The following is a 228-nucleotide window of genomic DNA, read 5'->3' on the forward strand; positions in this document are numbered from 1 at the left end:
TCTCGCCGCCGTTATTGTCGCCGCCGTTATTATCGCCGCCGTTGTTGTCGCCGCCGTTGTTGTCGCCGCGTTCTCGCCGCCGTTGTTCTCGCCGCCGTTTTTGTCGCCGCCGTTATTATCGCCGCCGTTGTTGTCGCCGCCGTTATTGACGCCGCCGTTATTGCCGCCGCTGTTCTCGCCGCCGGGGTTGTCGCCGCCGTTATTATCGCCGCCGTTGTTGTCGCCGTC

General features: G+C 64.0%; 1 protein-coding gene. It reads right to left on the reverse strand.

What is annotated here, in order from left to right:
* A partial coding sequence (locus AB2B41_RS24225; protein ID WP_367880298.1) for a hypothetical protein occupies positions 1–228 on the reverse strand: 228 nt, incomplete at both ends.

Source organism: Sulfitobacter sediminis (assembly GCF_040811725.1).
Classification (GTDB): domain Bacteria; phylum Pseudomonadota; class Alphaproteobacteria; order Rhodobacterales; family Rhodobacteraceae; genus Sulfitobacter; species Sulfitobacter sediminis.